We start from the raw sequence: 19609 nt of genomic DNA on the forward strand, positions 1-19609 counted from the left end.
TCGTTACAGCGGCCGGACAGTTGCGCCTAAATGGGGATAGCCCTTCGATAGATTGCGCAACGACAGGTCCCACCCGCCACCGCATTCCGTTACGTATAGTCCCGCGCTGGCGGGCAACAGGACCGGCTTGGCGAACCGCACCGAGTAGCGCACCGCGTCCGGAAACCGACCCTCGATGTTCGCCAATACCGCTGCAGCGCTGAACATCCCGTGCGCAATGACGGTCGGGAAGCCAAATAGCCTGGCTGCGATCGGGTTGGTATGGATCGGGTTGTGATCGCCGCCGACAGCGGCGTAGCGGCGGATTCGGGCCGGTGTGATTCTCAGCACTGCGGCTGGTGGCGGCAGTTTGGTCTGCTTCTGCGGCGGCGGTTTCGGCTCGCCGGACAAGCTGGTGCGCTGCTGGTGCAGGAAAGTGGTCACCTGATGCCACGCCAGCTCATTGCCGACGCTGATGTTGGTCACCAGGTCGACCAGCATGCCCTTGCGGTGCTCTCGCAGGTTTTCGGCATGCACCTGCACGCTCACGGTGTCGGTCACAGCGATCGGCCGGTATTGGGTGATGTGGTTCTCCGTGTGCACCGATCCCATTGCGGCGAACGGGAAGTCGAATCCGGTCAGTAACGACATCACGGATGGAAAGGTCAACGCGAACGGGTAGGTGAGCGGCACGTGGGTGCCGTAGCGCAGGCCGGTGACCGACGCGTAGTCGGCCACATTGGTGTGGTCGATCGTCAGTTCTTCGACGGTTACCGTGCGGGTGGGCAGCTCGGCGCCACGGGGCACCAGGGGTAGAACGCCGGCCGCCGCCCGCAGCATGTTCCTCAGACCGCTTGATTGGTTCACCTCGATAACTCCGTTCGATTTGTCTGGCTCTCCCCCGCGAGCGGGCGGTGCCCCCACATCGGGCCGTTTCGGCTCGCATCGTCGCCAGACCTAAGCGCCGATCATGGCCTGGCCACAGACGCGAATGACGTTGCCTGTCACGGCGTTTGATGCCGGGCTGGCGAAGTAGGCGATGGTCTCGGCTACGTCGACGGGCTGGCCGCCCTGCAGCAGCGAGTTCAGTCGGCGGCCCACCTCTCGGGTGGCCAGCGGGATGGCCGCCGTCATCTGGGTTTCGATGAATCCCGGTGCGACGGCGTTGATTGTGATGCCCTGCTCGGCCAGAGCTGGTGCCAGCGCCTGGGTGATGCCGATCATGCCAGCCTTCGTGGTGCCGTAGTTCGTCTGTCCGCGGTTGCCCGCAATGCCCGCGATCGAGGACAGCCCGATCACCCGCCCGCCCTCGCCGATGCTGCCGTTGCCGACCAGCCCTTCGGTCAGCCGCAGCGGGGCAAGCAGATTGACAGCGATCACCGCGTCCCAGCGGGCGTCGTCCATGTTGGCCAGCAGCTTGTCCCGGGTGATGCCGGCGTTATTGACCAGAATGTCGGCGTTCCCTCCGTGGTGGTCGCGCAGGTGCTCGGTGATCGTCGTCACCGCATCGTCGGCCGTCACATCCAGCCACAGCGGGGTGCCACCAACGCTGCTAGCCGTTTCGGCCAGCGCCTCCGCAGCAGACTCGACATCGATCGCCACGACGCGGGCGCCGTCGCGCGCGAACACCTCGGCGATCGTCTTGCCGATGCCGCGGGCGGCGCCGGTGACGATGGCGACCTTGCCGTCCAGCGGACGATCCCAGTCCGCCGGCGGCGCGGAATCCTCCGCGCCGACGTAGAAAACCTGCCCGTCGACATAGGCCGACTTGGCCGACAACAGGAACCGCATAGTCGATTCCACGCCGGTGGCCGCCGGCCTGGCGTCCGGTGATAGATACACCAGCGCAGCAGTGCTACCGCGGCGCAGCTCCTTGGCCACCGATCGGGTGAAGCCCTCCAGCGCGCGCTGCGCGATCCGCTCGTGGGTGTTGGTGATGGCGTCAGGGGTGGCGCCCACGACCACGACCCGCGCCGAGGCGCCCAGGTTCCGCAGGACGGGAGTGAAGAAGTCGTGCAGGCCCTCGAGTCCGGCCGGCTCGGTAATGCCGGTAGCGTCGAAGACCAGCCCGCCGAACGAGTCGGCCCAGCGGCCGCCCAAGTTGTTGCCGACCACGTCGTAGTCGGAGTCCAGCGCCGCGCGCAGCGGCTCGACCACCCGACCGTCACCGCCGATCAGTAGTGATCCGACCAGCGGCGGATCGCCCGGCCGGTACCGGCGCAGCGTCTCGGGTTGCGGAACACCAAGTTGCTTGGCCAGAAACGAGCCAGGACCGGAGTTGACAACCTGCGAGAATAGGTCGGACGAGAGCTTGGGAGCCACTGAGCTGCCTTCCGTGTGGGGTATGCGCTGTACAAGCGACCGTATCCAGGTCGAACTTACTTGAGAGTAAGAACAGTGGGTAGTATGGCCCCGACGGCCGATCCGCCCAAAATCCTGAGCCTGACGAACCCGCACACACACGGAGAACACAAAGTGGCCCCTGCTGCTGACAACAAGTCCCAGACTAGGCGACGAGTCGCCGTCCTGGGTGGTAACCGCATCCCATTTGCGAGGTCCGACGGCGCTTACGCCGAGGCATCCAACCAGGACATGTTCACCGGGGCACTGAGCGGCCTGGTGGACCGGTTCAACCTGCGCGGCCAACAACTCGGCTTGGTGGCCGGCGGTGCCGTGCTCAAGCACAGCCGCGACTTCAACCTGACGCGCGAATGCGTGCTCGGGTCGGAGCTGTCACCGTACACGCCGGCCGTCGACCTACAGCAGGCTTGCGGCACCGGCCTGCAGGCAGCGATCGTCGCTGCTGATGGCATCGCCGCCGGGCGTTACGAGGTGGCGGCGGCCGGCGGCGTGGACACCACATCTGACCCACCGATCGGCCTCGGCGACGACTTGCGCCGCAATCTGCTGAAGCTACGCCGGTCCAAGTCCAACGTGCAGAGATTGAAGCTGGTGGGCACATTACCGGCCAACGTCGGGGTCGAGATTCCCGCCAACAGCGAGCCGCGCACCGGGCTGTCGATGGGGGAACACGCCGCCGTCACCGCCAAACAGCTGGGCATCAAACGTGTCGATCAGGACGAACTGGCCGCGGCGAGCCATCGGAATATGGCCGACGCGTATGACCGGGGATTCTTCGACGACCTGGTCACGCCCTTCCTGGGGCTGTATCGCGATGACAATCTGCGACCCAACTCCAGCGTCGAAAAGCTGGCCGCATTGCGCCCCGTGTTCGGGGTGAAGGCCGGCGATGCCACCATGACCGCCGGTAATTCGACTCCGCTGACCGACGGCGCCTCGGTGGTGTTGTTGTCCAGCGAGCAATGGGCCAAAGACCATTCGCTTCCACCGCTGGCCTACCTGGTGGACGCCGAGACCGCGGCGGTCGACTATGTCAACGGAAACGACGGCCTGCTGATGGCGCCGACCTACGCCGTGCCGCGGCTGCTGGCGAGAAACGGACTGGGACTGCAAGATTTTGATTTCTATGAAATTCACGAGGCGTTCGCTTCGGTGGTGCTGGCGCACCTGCAGGCGTGGGAATCCGAGGAGTATTGCAAGCAGCGGTTAGGGCTCGACGCTGCGCTTGGTTCGATCGATCGGTCCAAGCTCAACGTTAACGGTTCGTCATTGGCTGCTGGGCACCCCTTCGCTGCAACGGGAGGGCGGATCCTGGCCCAGGCCGCCAAGCAGGTGAGCGAGAAGAAGGCAGAACGCAAGGGGGGTTCAGGCAAGCCGATTCGGGTGCTGATCTCGATCTGTGCCGCCGGCGGCCAGGGCGTGGCCGCGATTTTAGAGGCCTGACGACTTGAGGCCAGACGACGCGGAGCCCGCCGCGCGGGGAAAAGTCCATGATGGATGGTTTGAAGTCACCAGCGGGATGGGTACCAGTGGGTGTGGATGGCCCCGTGCTGTGGTCTGACCCCGACCCCGACGACAGCGCGGGGCATCTGTGATCAACCGCCGGTCGCTGGAGGTGCACGACCGGCGGACCAAAAGGGCCGCCGCTGGAGCGAGGGGATCCAGCGGCGGTCTCTTTGGACCCCTTTGATGAGTAATACCCGCCTGCTGGTCGAGTGTGTACTTGCGGCGCCGAGTGTGCATTGGCGGCGGCGACAGGCCGGCTTGAGTTCAGGCGGTGCCGCCGTGGTTGCACTCTCGGTGGGTCGGCTTGTCAAGGATGTGGCGCGCTGGTGTGCCTGGACGTCGCTCAGGCGCTGCTCTACGCCTGATCGACGGCATCCCGGGTGCCCTGCGGTGCGTCCCGGGAGACCGCGAACGGCTCTGAACTGGCCGGCTTCGCCAACTACGGGTACTGCGCCGCGCACTCGGCTGCAGTACTTAGCCGCAGATCCCCCGTTTCAACGCGGAAACGGCGGATCTGGCTGGCAATAACTGGGTGCTTTAAAAAGCGGCCTCGTCGAGCTCCATGATGTCGTTGTCCAGCGTCTCGATCACCTCGCGGGTGCTGGTCAACAGCGGCAGGAAGTTCTTCGCGAAGAACGAGGCCACCGCGATCTTGCCCTCGTAGTAGGCGCGGTCGTCCCCGGTGGCACCGGCGTCGAGAGCCGCCACGGCGACTGCGGCCTGCCGCTGCAGCAACCAGCCGATGACCAGGTCGCCGACGCTCATCAGGAAGCGCACCGAACCCAGGCCCACCTTGTAGAGGCTGGTGACATCTTGCTGGGCCGCCATCAGATAGCCGGTAAGGGTGGCCGCCATCGCCTGGACGTCAGCAAGCGCCTTGGCCAGCAGCGCTCGTTCCGTCTTCAGCCGCCCGTTGCCGGACTCGCTGTCGACGAACTCCTGGATCTGGCCGGATACGTGGGCCAGCGCCACACCCTTGTCACGGATGATCTTGCGGAAAAAGAAGTCCTGCGCCTGGATGGCCGTGGTGCCCTCGTACAGGGAGTCGATCTTGGCGTCCCGGATGTACTGCTCGATCGGGTAGTCCTGCAGGAAGCCCGACCCGCCAAGAGTCTGCAGGCTCTCGGTGAGCTTGGCGTAGGCCTGCTCGGAACCCACACCCTTGACGATCGGCAGCATGAGGTCGTTGACCTTGGCGGCCAGCTTGGCGTCCACACCGTGCACCGCCTCGGCCACCGCCGCATCCTGGAAGGTGGCGGTGTAAAGGTAAAGTGCGCGCAGACCCTCGGCGTAAGCCTTCTGGGTCATCAGTGACCGGCGCACGTCCGGGTGGCAGGTGATGGTCACCCGCGGTGCGGTCTTGTCGGTCATCTGGGTCAGGTCGGCGCCCTGGACCCGCGACTTGGCGTATTCCAGCGCGTTCAGGTAACCAGTTGACAGCGTGGCGATAGCCTTCGTGCCGACCATCATGCGAGCCTGCTCGATGACTTCGAACATCTGCGCGATGCCGTTGTGCACTTCGCCGACCAGCCAGCCCTTGGCAGGCACGCCGTGTTGGCCCAGCGAAAGCTCGCAGGTGGTCGATACCTTCAGGCCCATCTTGTGCTCGACGTTGGTAACGAAGACGCCGTTACGCTCGCCGAGCTCACCGGTCTTGAAGTCGAACAGGAACTTGGGGACGAAGAACAGCGACAGCCCCTTGGTGCCCGGGCCGGCACCTTCGGGCCGGGCCAGCACCAGGTGGAAGATGTTCTCGAACAGATCGTCGGAATCACCCGAGGTGATGAAGCGCTTGACCCCGTCGATATGCCAGGATCCGTCCGCCTGACGGACGGCTTTGGTCCGGCCCGCGCCCACATCAGAGCCGGCATCCGGCTCAGTGAGCACCATGGTGGACCCCCAGTTGCGCTCGGCGGCCATGACGGCCCACGCTTTCTGCTCTTCGGTTCCGAGGTGGTAGAAGATGTTGGCAAAACCCGCGCCGCCGCCATACATCCACACTGCCGGGTTGGCGCCCAGGATGTGCTCGTGCAGCGCCCAGACCAGTGACTTGGGCATCGGCGTGCCGCCCAGGGCCTCGTCGATACCAGCCTTGCCCCATCCGGCGTCGATGAACGCGCGCACCGAGTCCTTGAACTGGTCCGGCAGCGTCACCGAATGCGTCTTCGGGTGAAATACCGGTGGATTGCGGTCGCCCTCAACGAACGACGCGGCGACGGGCCCCTCGGCCAGTCGGCTCACCTCGACCAACATCTCGCGGGCGGTGTCGACGTCCAGATCGCTGAACTCGCCGTCACCAAAAACCTTGTCAACGCCCAATACGTCGAACAGGGTGAACACCTGGTCGCGGACGTTGCTCTTGTAGTGGCTCACTACGGTCCTCCTCGTTGAGAATGCCACTTGTGGTTGGGTACTAGGGTCTAAGTTACCCACCAGTAACACCGATAAACTATCTTGCCTCCTTCTTGGACGCAAGTAAGTGTGAGCTACATTTCACATGTAAACCAACCAACCGGTTGGGAACGGGCTGATAGGTGCCGTCGGCGCTGCTTCTAACTGCATCGATGCCTACTCGCAGCCGAGGACGGGGGTGTCGCGGCGCCGCCGAGCAGTGCGCCGGTACCAAGTTGGATGCCGTGCCGGTCGGTGTGGCCCGGCCCTGCCGCAGCGTGATCGGTGGCGCTGGGCGGGCCGCAGGACGTGGGTCCGCGGCGGCTGCTGAAACCTGGTTGCCAGGCCGCATGCGGACCCAGATGTGGCCTCTCGGCAGGGATATTCAGCGGGTAGGGTCGGGTGCGAGTAATCCGCGCTCGGCTTTGAGGGGCGAATCAAGTCCGGTGAATTCAGAGAGCAAGCTGACACCCACCTCGCTGCGGGATGCCTTCGGACACTTCCCGTCCGGGGTAGTTGCCATCGCCGCCGAGATTGCGGGGGTGCGGGAGGGTCTGGCCGCCAGCACTTTTGTTCCGGTCTCGTTGGACCCGCCGCTGGTGTCGTTTTGCGTGCAGAACATCTCGACCACCTGGCCCAAGCTCAAATGCGCACCGATGCTTGGCATTAGCGTTCTTGGCGAAACGCATGACGAGGCCGCCCGTACCCTGGCCGCCAAGACCGGGGACCGGTTCGCCGGCCTGGAGACGGTGTCCTGCGACAGCGGCGCAGTCTTTGTCAAGGGCACCAGCCTGTGGCTGGAGAGTGCGATCGAACAGCTGATCCCCGCTGGGGACCACACCATCGTTGTACTGCGGGTCAATCAGGTCACCGTAGATGCTGAGGTGGCGCCGATCGTGTTCCATCGCAGCGTTTTTCGCCGGCTCGGCGTATAACGCTCGACCCCATTGGTGCGGGTAACCGGCCGGATTACTCGGCAACGGTGACGAGGGCGGAGTAGGCGGAGAAAATGTTGGCGCTGGCGGCGGTGACGGCGGCAACGGCGGCAAAGCCCGGCTGACAGTAATGGCGGGCGGCAACGCCGGAAGCGGCTCACCCCCGGGTACCGGCGGTACCGGAGGTGCCGGCGGGCAACTGATTGGCTGTAACTGGAAATACGGATCGCCGTGCCCGGCCTGCACTGCCCTGCCGGAGTCCCATCTGGCCGGCTCAAACGTTACGGTGTGGCACGGAAGTTGCTGAACGGCAACAGCTCAACGTGATAGGTGCGCTCATCCACCGGCGACACCGCGGTGGCCCGATACTGGCGGGAACGGGCGTGGTCAGCGCCGAAACAGCTTGCTACCCAGCCATACGATGGGATCGTATTTGCGGTCGACGACACGCTCCTTCATCGGAATCAGGGCGTTGTCGGTGATCTTGATGTTCTCCGGGCATACCTCGGTGCAGCACTTGGTGATGTTGCAATACCCCAGGCCGTGGGTTTCTTGCGCCTGATTGCGCCGGTCCAAGGTGTCCAGCGGATGCATTTCGAGCTCGGCGATCCGCATCAGGAACCGTGGTCCGGCGAACGCTTGCTTGTTTTCCTCGTGATCGCGGATGACGTGGCACACGTTCTGGCACAGGAAGCACTCGATGCACTTGCGAAACTCCTGCGAGCGCTCGACGTCGGCCTGCGCCATCCGGTAGTCACCGGGCTGCAAGTCCTTGGGCGGCGCGAAAGACGGTATTTCCCTGGCCTTTTCGTAATTGAATGAGACGTCGGCGACCAAGTCGCGGATCACCGGGAAGGCACGCAGTGGCGTGACGGTAACCACCTCGTCCTCGGCGAACGTCGACATCCGGGTCATGCACATCAGCCGAGGTCTGCCGTTGATCTCCGCCGAGCAGGACCCGCACTTGCCGGCCTTGCAGTTCCACCGCACGGCAAGGTCAGGCGTCTGGGTCTGCTGCAGCCGGTGAATGACGTCGAGCACCACCTCACCCTCGTTGACCTCGACGGTGAAGTCGCGCAGTTCGCCGCTGCCCTCGTCGCCGCGCCAAACTCGCAGGCTCGCGTTGTAGCCCATTACGGTCTCCGTCCTGGATGGTCGGCCAACTCTTCGTCGGTGTAGTACTTCTCCAGTTCGGAAATGTCGAAGAGCTCCAGCAGGTCCGAGCGCATGGGCACCTGCGGCTGGCGGGTGATGGTGATGTGGGCACCGTCGCTGGCGTGGTCTGCGGCGCGGCACACCAGCAAGGTGTTGCGCCAGTTGGCTTCCATGCTGGGATGGTCGTCGCGGGTGTGGCCGCCGCGGCTCTCGGTGCGTTCCGATGCGGCCCGGGCCACGCACTCGCTCACCATCAGCATGTTGCGCAGGTCGATGGCCAGGTTCCAGCCCGGGTTGTACTGGCGATTCCCCTCGACCTGCACGTTCTCGTATCGCTTCCACAGCTCGTCGAGCAGGGTCAGCGCCTTGGTGATCTCGTCGGCATTGCGGATGATGCCGACCAGGTCGTTCATCACAAACTGCAGGTCCATCTGCAGCGCGTACGGGTTCTCCGGTGCCGAACCGCCGGTTGGCCCTTCGAAAGGCTTCAGCGCTTGCTGGGCCGCAGTGTCGACCGCCTGGGGTGAGACGGTCGGACGGCTGCTCAACGCCCGCACGTAGTCGGCGGCGCCCAGGCCGGCCCGGCGTCCGAAAACCAGCAGATCAGAAAGTGAGTTGCCGCCCAGCCGGTTGGAGCCGTGCATACCACCGGAGCACTCCCCAGCGGCGAACAGCCCGGCAACCGTGGCCGCACCGGTGTCGGCGTCGACCTCGACACCGCCCATCACGTAGTGGCAGGTCGGCCCGACTTCCATTGGTTCTTTGGTGATGTCGACTCCGGCCAGCTCCATGAACTGGTGGTACATCGACGGCAGTCGGCGTTTGATCTCCTCGGGCGTCAGCCGGGATGCGATATCGAGGTAGACGCCGCCATGCGGGGTGCCCCGGCCGGCTTTGACCTCGGAGTTGATCGCGCGCGCGACCTCGTCGCGGGGTAGCAGGTCCGGGGTGCGGCGGGCCGAGTCGTTGTCCTTGAGCCAATGGTCGGCTTCTTGCTCGGTTTCGGCGTACTGGCCTTTGAACACCAGCGGGATGTAGTCGAACATGAAGCGCTTGCCGGCGGAGTTTATTAACACCCCGCCGTCACCGCGTACACCCTCGGTGACGAGGATTCCTTTTACGCTGGGCGGCCACACCATGCCGGTCGGGTGGAACTGGACAAACTCCATGTTGATCAGAGACGCGCCGGCCCGGAGCGCCAGCGCGTGCCCGTCGCCGGTGTACTCCCATGAGTTGGAGGTCACCTTGAACGATTTGCCGATGCCGCCGGTGGCCAACACCACCGCCGGGGCCTCGAACAAGATGAAGCGGCCGCTTTCCCGCCAGTACCCGAATGCGCCAGCGATGGCGTCTTGGTCTTTGAGCAGCTCGGTGATGGTGCATTCAGCGAACACCTTGATCCGTGCCTCGTAGTCGCCGAGTTCGGCGTAGTCCTGCTGCTGCAGCGAGACGATTTTTTGCTGCATGGTGCGGATCAGCTCCAGGCCGGTGCGGTCGCCGACGTGTGCTAGCCGCGGATAGGTGTGCCCGCCGAAGTTGCGCTGGCTGATCTTGCCGTCTTGGGTGCGATCGAACAGTGCGCCGTAGGTCTCCAGCTCCCAGACTCGGTCCGGCGCTTCCTTGGCATGCAATTCGGCCATGCGCCAGTTGTTCAGGAATTTCCCACCGCGCATAGTGTCGCCAAAGTGGGTTTTCCAATTGTCTTTCGGGTTGGTGTTGCCCATCGCAGCCGCGCAACCGCCCTCGGCCATCACCGTGTGGGCTTTGCCGAACAGCGATTTGCACACCACCGCGACCTTCAAACCCCGTTCGCGCGCTTCGATGACTGCGCGCAAGCCTGCGCCGCCGGCACCGATCACCACTACGTCGTAGGAGTGCCGCTCGACCTCAACCATAAAACCTCGCTCAGCTTCTATTTCTCAATGGCTTGTCAGCCAACAAATCTCAAGTCCGTGATGGCGCCGGTGGACACCAGCATGATGTAGAAATCGGTGAGCGACAGGGTGCCCAGGGTGATCCACGCGAACATCATGTGCCGAGTATTGAGCGTGCTGACCTGAGTCCAGATCCAGTACCGCACTGGGTGCTTGGAGAAATGCTTGAGCCGGCCACCGGTCGCGTGCCGACACGAATGGCAGGAAACGGTGTAGGCCCACAGCAATAGCACATTGGTTACCAAAATGACGTTGCCCAAACCGAAGCCGAAGCCGGACGGTGAGTGGAACGCCGTGATCGCGTCATAGGTATTGATCACCGACACAACTACGGCAACGTAGAAGAAGTACCGGTGGCTGTTCTGAATGATCAGCGGAAACCTGGTTTCGCCGGTGTAGTGCGCGCGTGGTTCCGGTACCGCGCAACTGGTCGGTGATTGCCACACCGACCGGTAATAGGCCTTGCGGTAGTAGTAGCAGGTCAGCCGGAAACCGAGCAGGAATGGTAAAACCAGACTTCCCAATGGAATCCACCATGGGAAGTGACCAAACCAGACGCCGAGGTGGCTTGCCCCGGGCTCACAGGACGCACTGACGCACGGAGAGTAGAACGGTGTCAAGTAATGGTATTTCGCTACCCAGTAGCCGCTGCCCCAAAATGCCCGGGTGGTCGCATAGACGATGAACGCCAAGAAGCCGAGGTTGGTAACAAGCGGTGCCCACCACCAATTGTCGGTGCGCAGCGTCCGCTCAGGGATTCTCGCCCTGGCAGCCGAGAAAACGCCGGTACCAGGACGGTTCGCCGTGGGTGCGCTCATCAGGTGTAGTCCTCTTCGAGTGGTATCTCGTCGAAGGGTACACAGATAGAGGACCCTCTTTTCGGCCGGGCTTGGTTGTCAGAATCGGCTGTGACCCCCAACACCTTCGTCGTCCACGTCCCGCCAGAAATCGCGGTCGTAGTCGGTGTCGGGGATGGCAATTTTCTCGCCGGCGTACTGAACGGTGGCGCGATCCAAATCCAATTCCGAGACGTCGGTGTCGAGTAATTGGATGTCGGTGAGGATTCGGTCGGCGTCAATGACGATGCGGCGCATGGCCGGATCCTCGCCATATCGCGACTTCAATAAGGTCACGCACCGCCGCAAGCCACCGATGAGGTCGTGCAGTTCGGCGATTTCAGCGGAGGCGGACAACGTGAACTCCCTGGGGACGATGGTGTTACGGATCACAGTACGCCCCTCGATAGTATCCATAGTCTGAGCCAGCCGTCGCACAACGGAAGTCTCAATGCGCCTCGAAGCGGCGCACAGCATCTGGGCGCAACGTGCGCGGGCCTCGTAGGAGCTGCGCCAACCCGGCACTCCCGTCGGCCTGTCGACGGTTGCACACCGCACTGTCTAGCCGGCCAGCAAACTGTTGGTCCGTGGCAGCTGGCCGATGTGCTGGGCAATCCGGCGGAGCCAAACGGCCCCGCCGGATCGGCCCCAATCCAGGTGTTACGTGGTGATTTCGATGCGCTGCGGCCGAGTCCCGGCGTAGGCACCGGCGACCCGCACAGTCAGCACGCCAGCGTCGTAGCAGGCCGTGATGGCCTCGCTGGTCACATGTGTCGGCAGCTGGAACGACCGGCGAAACGCCCCATACCGAATCTCGCGCAAGGTGCGGCCGTTCTTTTCTTCCGCGTGCTCGTCGCGGTGTTCGCCGTGGACTACCAGGCGCCCGTGCTCGACCTCGACATTGACGTCCTTATCGACGTCAATACCGGGCAGTTCTAAACGCACTACCGCGTCGTCGCCGTCCTTGACGATGTCTGCGGCCGGCCTAAATCCGCCGTCCGCTGGGCGATGCCAATCCGTTGCTGCGGCGGGACCGAAGAAATCCCGTAGCCACCGGTCAGTGTCCCAGGCCGGACGCGACCACAATGCGAGATTGCTCATGGATGACTCCTTATGCTTCCTTGTGAGTTAGCTGTGTCCGGCGCTTTGCCGGTCGCTACCACTAAGAACATGAGTCGATCACGCTAAAGTTCCACCTGCGAGTTCGCCGATGGCGAACAGCGTCACCGCAGGTTGTTGCCAGGTGTGAGCACAGCGTCATCGGGGTGTCACATTCTGCGCTGCTGCGGTAATTTCATGCCCTTAACCTGCATTCATGGCTTCGTTAGATGGCCGAGCCGGCAATACCCGCGCGCGCGAGGCGCGGCGCCACGTCGTCGTGGTGGGACACGGTATGGTCGGGCACCGGCTGGTCGAGGCCCTGCGGGCCCGTGACACCGACGGCTGCTGGCGGATCACGGTGCTTGGCGAGGAAGCGGATGCGGCCTATGACCGGGTGGGCCTGACGTCTTACACCGAAAGCTGGGACCGCGGGCTGCTCGCCTTGCCCGGCAACGAGTACGACGGCGACGAGCGGGTTCGGCTGCTGCTTAACACGCGGGTGACCGAGATCCACCGCGCCACCAAGTCGGTGCTCACCGCCGATGGACAACGGCACAGCTACGACGCCCTGGTGCTGGCTACCGGGTCGTACGCCTTCGTCCCGCCGGTGCCCGGTCACGATCTGCCGCAGTGCCACGTCTACCGGACGCTTGACGACCTCGACGCCATTCGCGCATGCGCCCAGCAGACGCTGGAGGCCGGTCATACCGGGGCCGGGGTAGTCATCGGTGGCGGCCTACTGGGCCTCGAAGCGGCCAATGCATTGCGCGAGTTCGGGTTGCAGACCCATGTGGTCGAGATGATGCCGCGCCTGATGGCCCAACAGATCGATGAGGCCGGGGGGGCGCTGCTGGCCAGGATGATCGCCGACCTCGGGATTGCCATCCATGTTGACACCGGCACCGAATCGGTTGAGCCGATTGAGCATTCGGATGGTACAGCGTCGCTGCGCGTAACCCTGACCGGCGGCCTGGACAACGAGCGAGTGATCACCGCCGGCCTGGTTGTTTTCGCCGCTGGTATCCGTCCCCGCGACGAGTTGGCCAGGGCCGCGGGACTGGCCATCGCTGAACGAGGCGGCGTGCTGACCGACTTGTCCTGCCGGACAAGTGATCCTGACATCTACGCCGTCGGGGAGGTAGCCGCGATCGAGGGGCGGTGCTACGGCCTGGTTGGACCCGGGTACACCAGCGCCGAGGTGGTGGCCGACCGGCTGTTGGGCGGCGCCGCGGAATTTCCCGAAGCTGACCTGTCGACCAAACTCAAGCTGCTCGGGGTCGACGTCGCCAGCTTCGGGGACGCAATGGGGGCCACCGCGGATTGCCTCGAGGTCGTCATCAATGACGCGGTCAAACGTACCTATGCCAAGCTGGTGCTCTCTGATGACGCCAAGAAGCTGCTGGGCGGCGTACTGGTGGGTGACGCCTCGTCGTACGGGGTTTTGCGGCCCATGGTCGGCAGCGAGCTGCCGGGGGATCCGCTGGCGCTGATCGCGCCGGCCGGGTCCGGCGATGGCGCAGGCGCGTTGGGGGTTGGAGCGCTGCCAGATTCGGCGCAGATCTGCTCGTGCAACAACGTCACCAAGGGCGATTTGACGTGCGCGATCGCCGATGGTTGCGCCGATGTGCCCGCTCTCAAGGCGTCCACCGCGGCCGGCACGTCGTGCGGGTCCTGCGTGCCGCTGCTCAAGCAGCTGCTGGAAGCCGAGGGTGTGGAGCAGTCCACGGCCCTGTGCGAGCATTTCAGCCAGTCGCGGGCGGAGCTTTTTGAAATCATCTCGGCCACCGAAATTCGGACTTTCTCCGGCCTGCTGCAGCGCTTCGGCCGCGGAATGGGTTGCGACATCTGCAAACCCGTTGTCGCCTCTATCCTGGCGTCCACCGGGTCCGACCACATTCTGGACGGCGAGCAAGCCGCACTGCAGGACTCCAACGACCACTTCCTGGCCAACATCCAAAAGAACGGCAGCTATTCAGTGGTGCCGAGAGTGCCAGGCGGCGACATCAAGCCCGAGCATTTGATTCTGATCGGGCAGATCGCGCAGGAATTCGGGCTCTACACCAAGATCACCGGCGGCCAGCGGATCGACATGTTCGGTGCCCGGGTGGATCAGCTGCCGGCAATCTGGAAGCGGCTGGTCGACGCCGGCATGGAGTCCGGCCACGCCTACGGCAAGGCGCTGCGCACGGTGAAGAGCTGTGTGGGCAGCGACTGGTGCCGATACGGACAGCAGGATTCGGTGCAGCTAGCGATCGACCTGGAGCTGCGCTACCGCGGCCTGCGCGCACCGCACAAGATCAAGCTGGGCGTCTCGGGTTGTGCGCGGGAGTGCGCCGAGGCGCGCGGCAAGGACGTCGGCGTCATCGCCACTGAAAAGGGCTGGAACCTGTATGTGGGTGGCAATGGCGGCATGATGCCCAAGCATGCCCAGCTGCTGGCGAGCGACCTCGACACCGCGACGTTGGTCTGCTACATCGACCGGTTCCTCATGTACTACATCCGCACCGCCGACCGGCTGCAACGCACCGCGCCCTGGGTGGAATCCCGTGGGCTCGATCACGTCCGCGAGGTCGTCTGCCACGACTCGCTCGGTCTCGCTGAAGAATTTGAGGCGGCCATGGAAAGGCACGTCGCGAACTACCAGTGCGAATGGAAGGGGGTGCTCGAGGACCCGGAGAAGCTGTCCCGGTTTGTCTCCTTTGTCAACGCCCCGGGAGCTGTCGATTCGACGGTGGCATTCACCGAGCGCGCCGGGCGCAAAGTGCCCGTGCCCATTGGCATTCCGCGGGTACGTTCAGAGTCAGGGAGGGAATGATGACACTTCTTAACGACATTGCGGTGTGGACCACCGCGTGCCCATACGACCACCTCATTCCGGGGCGTGGTGTCGGTGTGCTGCTCGACGACGGTAGTCAGGCGGCGCTGTTCCGGCTCGATGACGGCTCGGTGCGAGCGGTCGGTAACGTCGACCCGTTCTCCGGCGCCGCGGTGATGTCGCGCGGCCTCGTGGGCGATCGCGGCGGGCGCGTCACCGTCCAATCGCCGATCCACAAGCAAGCTTTCGCACTCGACGACGGTCGCTGCTTGGACGACCCGCGCGTGTCGGTGCCGGTGTACCCCGCCCGGGTGACACCCGAAGGCCACATCCAAGTCGCCCGGATCGCGGCCTGAATCTCGGCTACTGACCCCGGCTGATATCACCGACGAGGTAGCGCTGCATCGTCGGGCCGATGGCGTCGACCAGCGCCTCCACCGACATCGAGTGCAGCGGTTCGGAGCGGACCCCGTACCGCATGATGCCCAGGCCAACCAGTTGGGAAGCGCAGAGCGAAGCCCGGACGGCGACCTTGTCGGCGCCCAGCATCTTGAGCAGCGGATTAAAGACCGGGCCGACGAACATCGACTGCACGATTTCGGCGGTCTTGGCCAGCCCGGTGGATGCCACGGCACTGGCGGCAAAGGGGCCGCCGCCGGCCGCGTCCCAGGTGGTAATCAGCAGGTAAAGAGTCCGCCGGCCCACCTGGTTGACGCTTCCGGTCACGATGTTGTCGATGAAGTCCGGTGTGCTGAATGGCAGCCGCAGCATCTTCGCTACCGGGTCGAGGAGCCCGCGTGAGGGCTCCTGATGACGGGCCATGCTGCCAGGATTGCCTGGATGTGATCAAAGTTCAAGCGTGCGTTACCGCGGCGAGCCTTGCGGCAAGACCTCATTGGCGCCTACTTCGGCATGTGTTGCATTTGTCGGCTGCCGAAGCGACACGGCATTGCGCGGCGGAAACGCTGTGCAATCAGTTGCGCCAACCCCGGATGGTCGCCCAACGGCGGGGTCACCAGATCGGCGCCGCTGGCGCGCAGCCGTTCTTGAAACAGGCCTTCGGCTAGCAGATAGGAGACGACCACGACACGGCGCGCACCGCGGCGGCGAGCGCGGGCAACGGCCGCGCGTACATCGGGGCGACCGGTGGCCGCGAATGCCAGCTGAACGTGCGATCCGATGAGCGCGGACAAACGCGCCCGAGCGGCGTGCAGGTCGGCCAACGCACGGTGATCGGATGTTCCCGCAGCTGCTAATACTACTGAATCTTCAGGGCGCCAACCGGATTCGACCAGCTGCCGGGCGAGGATTCTGGTGATTTGCCGGCTTGGCCCCAACGCCGGCGTGACGGTGACGTGAGGGTGGCCGCTGGCCGCGACATGAGCAGGCAGATCGCAGCGGACATGGTATCCCCGAGACAGGAAGGCGGGCACCACGATTGCGGGTTGTGCAGATTGGGCTGGGGAAAGCTGCGGCAGCCGGGCGAGTACTTCGCTGGGCGTGGGACCCAGCACGTCGACGAATGCGACGTGCACTGTCTGGTCGACCAGCGCGCTGACTTGCGCCGCGAGGTCGCCGATCATGGCGACGCCGCCGGGTCTGCGGGTACCGTGGGCCGTCAGAATTAGACTCATGGGGCGCCGTGCTGCGTGTCCACCGCAAGCCGGTAACCACGTTTGACCACCGTTGCGACGATATTCTTGTCCCCTAGCGCCGTTCGCAGCCGCAATACCGCAGTGTCCACGGCATGGGTGTCGCCACCGTTGCCGGGTAGCACGTTCAGCAGTTCACCACGCCCGACGACGTCGCCGGGGCGATGCGCCAATGCGCGCAGGATCGCCATTCCCGACCCCGAGAGCGTCTTGATGGATCCGTCGACCAGCACGCAGGTCCCGCGGATATCGACGACGTGCCCTGCCGCCGTCACGGTGCACGATCCCAGCAGCGGTAGTTCTTCGGCGATATGTCGGGCCAAGGCTCCCAACCGCATTCGCTCTGGGGAAGACGTGGGGACACCCTTGCGGATCAACGGCCGGGAGGTGACCGGGCCCACGCACATCGCATGCACGTCACTGCGCAGCGCCGCCAACAACTGGTCCTCGATACCGAGCTCTCGGCTGCGTTCCAGCACCGCCGCCGCAGCTGGCGCCGAGGTGAAACTGACCGCATCGAATTGGCGTCGGGCAATCCCGGTGACTATTTGGTCGAATTCGCCACCCAGGGGTGTTGGGGTCCAGCGGTACACCCGGATGGGCACCACGTGGGCACCCGCGGAACGCAAGCCACCCAGAAATTCCGGGAACGGATCCCAGCCGTCGGCGGCGCCGTGCAGCTGGACGGCGATCCGTTTCTCGGATACGCCAGCGGCCAGCAGGTATTCGAGTACTTCTAGCGACGATTCGGATTCCGGCGACCATTCCTCGCGTAGCCCAGCGGCGCGCAGCTCCCCTGTCGCTTTCGGGCCTCGAGAGATAACTCGAGCTGACGACAATGCCTCGATGAGCTGGCCGGCCAGTCCCCATCCCTCGGCCGCGGCTACCCAGCCCCGGAACCCGATACCGGTGTGCGCCACCAGAATGTCGGGCGGATTGGTAGTCAAAGCCACTGTGTTGCTGTGCAATTCGTCGTCGTCGGGCAGGGCGATCATGTTGATCGCCGGTGCGCTGCAGACCTCGGCGCCCTGGCGGCGCAGCAGTGCGCACAGCTCATCGGCGCGACGAGCTGACGTCACCGCGATACGGTAGCCGCGTAGTGGCTCAGGGTTTCGCGGCGCCATAGAAACTGTTTATGCGGGTGAAGTTGCGGATGCGTTACCCGGCAATTGCCGCCGCATTGCCCTCTTTTCAGACGTGCTCACATGCTGACGAGTGAGTACGTGAGCTTCGGCACGGGCAGGGTTGCGGTTCACAGGGTGTTGCGCTCGGCATGTAAACGACATGAACTCTGACCCCCGTCGAGCGAGCTGTCCCACCATCGCTCATTGCTGTTGGCGTCGAGATGGAGGCATTCGCGGTTTAGAGGCAGCCGCCGTCATTTCGATGCTCACTTCGAGTATGCAAGTGTGTCAGCGTGATTAACGCGATGTTGCCTGTACGTTGACTCCCGGTTGCCTGGTAACACCCTGATAGGAGCAGCGGCCAAGCTAACTCTCGGAAACCCGCCGGCACCCATCACCACACGTCTCCCGCGCGCCAATCACACATCAGTTCCAGCGACGTATCCAAGCTGACCTCGACCGGCAGGACGTACACCGCTCCGTCGTCGTCCGGTGTCCGGGTCGGTCCTCCGGGCGCCAGCACCGATGTCGGGCCATGCCAGGGTAACCAGCCCCGCGAGGCGTACAATACGCGCGCCCGTGCCGAGGAGCTGAGCGCCCCGAGTTGATAGCCGCCGCGTATCACCTGCTCGCAAGCGTCCAGAAGCGCTTTGGCCAGTCCTTGACCGCGCCAACCTTCGTGTACTGCGACACCTTCGACATAACCGCAGCGCAGCGCGCAGCCGTTGTAGATCAGCCGTCGCTGCACCACCGCCGCATGCCCGATGATGGCGCCGTGCCGCCAGATCAGGGCATGCATGCCGCCCAGCGCGTGCTCCCAGTCGTTCTCGGTGAAGTCGCCGGCGAACGCGGCGGTCACCATCTGGTGGATGCGCTGGCGTGTCTGGCTGTCCAGATCGGAGGTGTGCACCAAGCGTGCCGTATGGACCCGGGGATGCACTGTGCCTACAGCCGAGGCCGTGCCCAGTGCAACCGTAGGTGCTGGCCGGGTCGCAGCTGGGCGACTTTGTCGACGTCCTCGTCGATCACCACGCCCACCACCGGATAGCCGCCGGTGAGCGGGTGGTCGGGCCCCAAGATGAGCGGTAGCCCGTTGGGTGGCACCTGGATAGCGCCACGGGTGGTGCCCTCGCTGGGCAGCTGTCGATCCGGGTTACGGTGGCCCAGTGGCCGCCCGATCAATCGCGTTCCCACTCGGTCGCTGTGATCGGAGACCACCCAGTCGGTGTGCACGAGGGCGTCGGGATCGACGAACCAATCGTGGCGCGGGCCGGGTAGGGCGCGTAGCTCGACAATGCTTCCCGAGAGCGCGGCCACCGGTGCCTGATCGAGTTCGGGGTAGTCGTCGGTGTGCTCGCCAATCGGCAGCACATCTCCGGCTCTCAGCGGTGCCGGACCGATCGCCGACATCACGTCGTAGCTGCGTGAGCCCAGCACCGGGGTGGCGCTGATGCCGCCGCGCACCGCCAGATACGTCCGCAGTCCAGTGCTCGGAGTGCCCAGCGAGATCACTTCGCCATTATGGACATGGTGAATGCTGTTAGTGCCGAACATCGTTCCGTTGACAGTCGGGTCGGTGTCAGCGCCCGTCACGGCGATGTCGACATCGCCCCCGTGAACGCGCGCCGCAAAGCCGCCGAACATGATTTCTACGGTGGCCCGGTCGTCGGGATTGGCGACCAGCCGGTTGGCCAGTGTGTGGGAGCGGCGGTCGGCGGCCCCGGAGCGGCCGACACCGAGGTGGGCGAGCCCGGCCCGGCCGAGATCTTGGAGTATGGCCAGCGGGCCGGTGCGCAGGACTTCCAGAGTCGGCACGGTGC

The 19609-nt window shown here is 64.5% G+C and carries 17 protein-coding genes and 1 pseudogene; 5 read left to right on the plus strand and 13 right to left on the minus strand.

Annotation, left to right across the window (positions count from 1 at the left end; genetic code table 11):
* Positions 1 to 3: 3 nt before the first annotated feature.
* Positions 4 to 846 (minus strand): MaoC/PaaZ C-terminal domain-containing protein, encoded by an 843-nt coding sequence (locus F0Q45_RS01535; RefSeq protein ID WP_149652226.1) that lies wholly within the window; start codon positions 844 to 846, stop codon positions 4 to 6.
* Positions 847 to 936: 90 nt separating this feature from the next.
* Positions 937 to 2301 (minus strand): 3-oxoacyl-ACP reductase, encoded by a 1365-nt coding sequence (locus F0Q45_RS01540; protein ID WP_149652227.1) that lies wholly within the window; start codon positions 2299 to 2301, stop codon positions 937 to 939.
* 153 nt (positions 2302 to 2454) lie between these two features.
* On the opposite strand from F0Q45_RS01540, the gene F0Q45_RS01545 reads away from it, so the two are divergent.
* The gene (locus F0Q45_RS01545) at positions 2455 to 3783 is read left to right on the plus strand and encodes an acetyl-CoA C-acetyltransferase (protein WP_149652264.1); all 1329 of its coding nucleotides are present in this window, start codon (positions 2455 to 2457) and stop codon (positions 3781 to 3783) included.
* 418 nt (positions 3784 to 4201) lie between these two features.
* Positions 4202 to 4310, plus strand: a pseudogene (locus F0Q45_RS30445) (IS982 family transposase); the annotation flags it as partial.
* Between the two features lie 73 nt (positions 4311 to 4383).
* Here F0Q45_RS30445 and F0Q45_RS01555 read toward each other — a convergent pair.
* Positions 4384 to 6219 (minus strand): acyl-CoA dehydrogenase, encoded by a 1836-nt coding sequence (locus tag F0Q45_RS01555; RefSeq protein WP_149652228.1) that lies wholly within the window; start codon positions 6217 to 6219, stop codon positions 4384 to 4386.
* Positions 6220 to 6683: 464 nt separating this feature from the next.
* Here F0Q45_RS01555 and F0Q45_RS01560 point away from each other — a divergent pair, with 464 nt between their 5' ends.
* A complete protein-coding gene (locus F0Q45_RS01560; RefSeq protein ID WP_149652229.1) occupies positions 6684 to 7172 on the plus strand; it encodes a flavin reductase family protein in 489 nt (162 codons plus the stop codon).
* A 387-nt stretch (positions 7173 to 7559) separates the two neighbouring features.
* Here the strand turns inward: F0Q45_RS01560 and F0Q45_RS01570 are convergent, their stop codons facing one another.
* The 5 genes from F0Q45_RS01570 to F0Q45_RS01590 form a co-directional block, all read right to left on the minus strand.
* Complete coding sequence (locus F0Q45_RS01570; RefSeq protein ID WP_149652230.1) at positions 7560 to 8306, minus strand: succinate dehydrogenase/fumarate reductase iron-sulfur subunit; 747 nt, start codon at positions 8304 to 8306, stop codon at positions 7560 to 7562.
* Positions 8306 to 10222, minus strand: coding sequence for a fumarate reductase/succinate dehydrogenase flavoprotein subunit (locus F0Q45_RS01575; protein ID WP_149652231.1), 1917 nt, complete (start codon positions 10220 to 10222; stop codon positions 8306 to 8308). Before F0Q45_RS01575 ends, F0Q45_RS01570 begins: the two co-directional genes overlap by 1 nt.
* Positions 10223 to 10257: 35 nt before the next feature.
* The gene (locus tag F0Q45_RS01580; protein WP_149652232.1) at positions 10258 to 11079 is read right to left on the minus strand and encodes a hypothetical protein; all 822 of its coding nucleotides are present in this window, start codon (positions 11077 to 11079) and stop codon (positions 10258 to 10260) included.
* Between the two features lie 78 nt (positions 11080 to 11157).
* A complete protein-coding gene (locus F0Q45_RS01585; protein WP_149652265.1) occupies positions 11158 to 11454 on the minus strand; it encodes a hypothetical protein in 297 nt (98 codons plus the stop codon).
* 303 nt (positions 11455 to 11757) lie between these two features.
* On the minus strand, positions 11758 to 12198 hold the full coding sequence (locus tag F0Q45_RS01590; RefSeq protein WP_149652233.1) for an Hsp20/alpha crystallin family protein: 441 nt from the start codon (positions 12196 to 12198) through the stop codon (positions 11758 to 11760).
* A gap of 214 nt (positions 12199 to 12412) precedes the next feature.
* Between F0Q45_RS01590 and nirB the strand changes: the two genes are divergently transcribed.
* Both nirB and nirD read left to right on the plus strand, forming a co-directional pair.
* Positions 12413 to 15013, plus strand: coding sequence for a nitrite reductase large subunit NirB (gene nirB / locus F0Q45_RS01595; protein WP_149652234.1), 2601 nt, complete (start codon positions 12413 to 12415; stop codon positions 15011 to 15013).
* Positions 15013 to 15369, plus strand: coding sequence for a nitrite reductase small subunit NirD (nirD, locus tag F0Q45_RS01600; RefSeq protein ID WP_149652235.1), 357 nt, complete (start codon positions 15013 to 15015; stop codon positions 15367 to 15369). Before nirB ends, nirD begins: the two co-directional genes overlap by 1 nt.
* Positions 15370 to 15376: 7 nt before the next feature.
* On the opposite strand, the gene F0Q45_RS01605 is transcribed toward nirD, so the two are convergent.
* The 5 genes from F0Q45_RS01605 to F0Q45_RS01625 all read right to left on the minus strand — a co-directional run bounded on the left by F0Q45_RS01605 (position 15377) and on the right by F0Q45_RS01625 (position 19604).
* Positions 15377 to 15835 carry a TetR/AcrR family transcriptional regulator gene (locus F0Q45_RS01605; protein ID WP_149652236.1) on the minus strand — a complete coding sequence of 153 codons (459 nt, stop codon included), beginning with the start codon at positions 15833 to 15835 and terminating at the stop codon, positions 15377 to 15379.
* Positions 15836 to 15915: 80 nt separating this feature from the next.
* Complete coding sequence (locus tag F0Q45_RS01610) at positions 15916 to 16647, minus strand: sirohydrochlorin chelatase (protein WP_149652237.1); 732 nt, start codon at positions 16645 to 16647, stop codon at positions 15916 to 15918.
* Positions 16644 to 17789 carry a uroporphyrinogen-III synthase gene (locus F0Q45_RS01615; RefSeq protein WP_149652238.1) on the minus strand — a complete coding sequence of 382 codons (1146 nt, stop codon included), beginning with the start codon at positions 17787 to 17789 and terminating at the stop codon, positions 16644 to 16646. The genes F0Q45_RS01610 and F0Q45_RS01615 overlap by 4 nt, the downstream gene beginning before the upstream one ends.
* A 394-nt stretch (positions 17790 to 18183) precedes the next feature.
* Positions 18184 to 18729 carry a GNAT family N-acetyltransferase gene (locus tag F0Q45_RS01620; RefSeq protein ID WP_149652239.1) on the minus strand — a complete coding sequence of 182 codons (546 nt, stop codon included), beginning with the start codon at positions 18727 to 18729 and terminating at the stop codon, positions 18184 to 18186.
* Between the two features lie 5 nt (positions 18730 to 18734).
* Complete coding sequence (locus tag F0Q45_RS01625) at positions 18735 to 19604, minus strand: 5-oxoprolinase/urea amidolyase family protein (RefSeq protein WP_149652240.1); 870 nt, start codon at positions 19602 to 19604, stop codon at positions 18735 to 18737.
* Positions 19605 to 19609 lie beyond the last annotated feature (5 nt).

Origin of the sequence: Mycobacterium simiae, from assembly GCF_008370645.1 — a bacterium.
GTDB classification, from domain to species: domain Bacteria; phylum Actinomycetota; class Actinomycetes; order Mycobacteriales; family Mycobacteriaceae; genus Mycobacterium; species Mycobacterium simiae_A.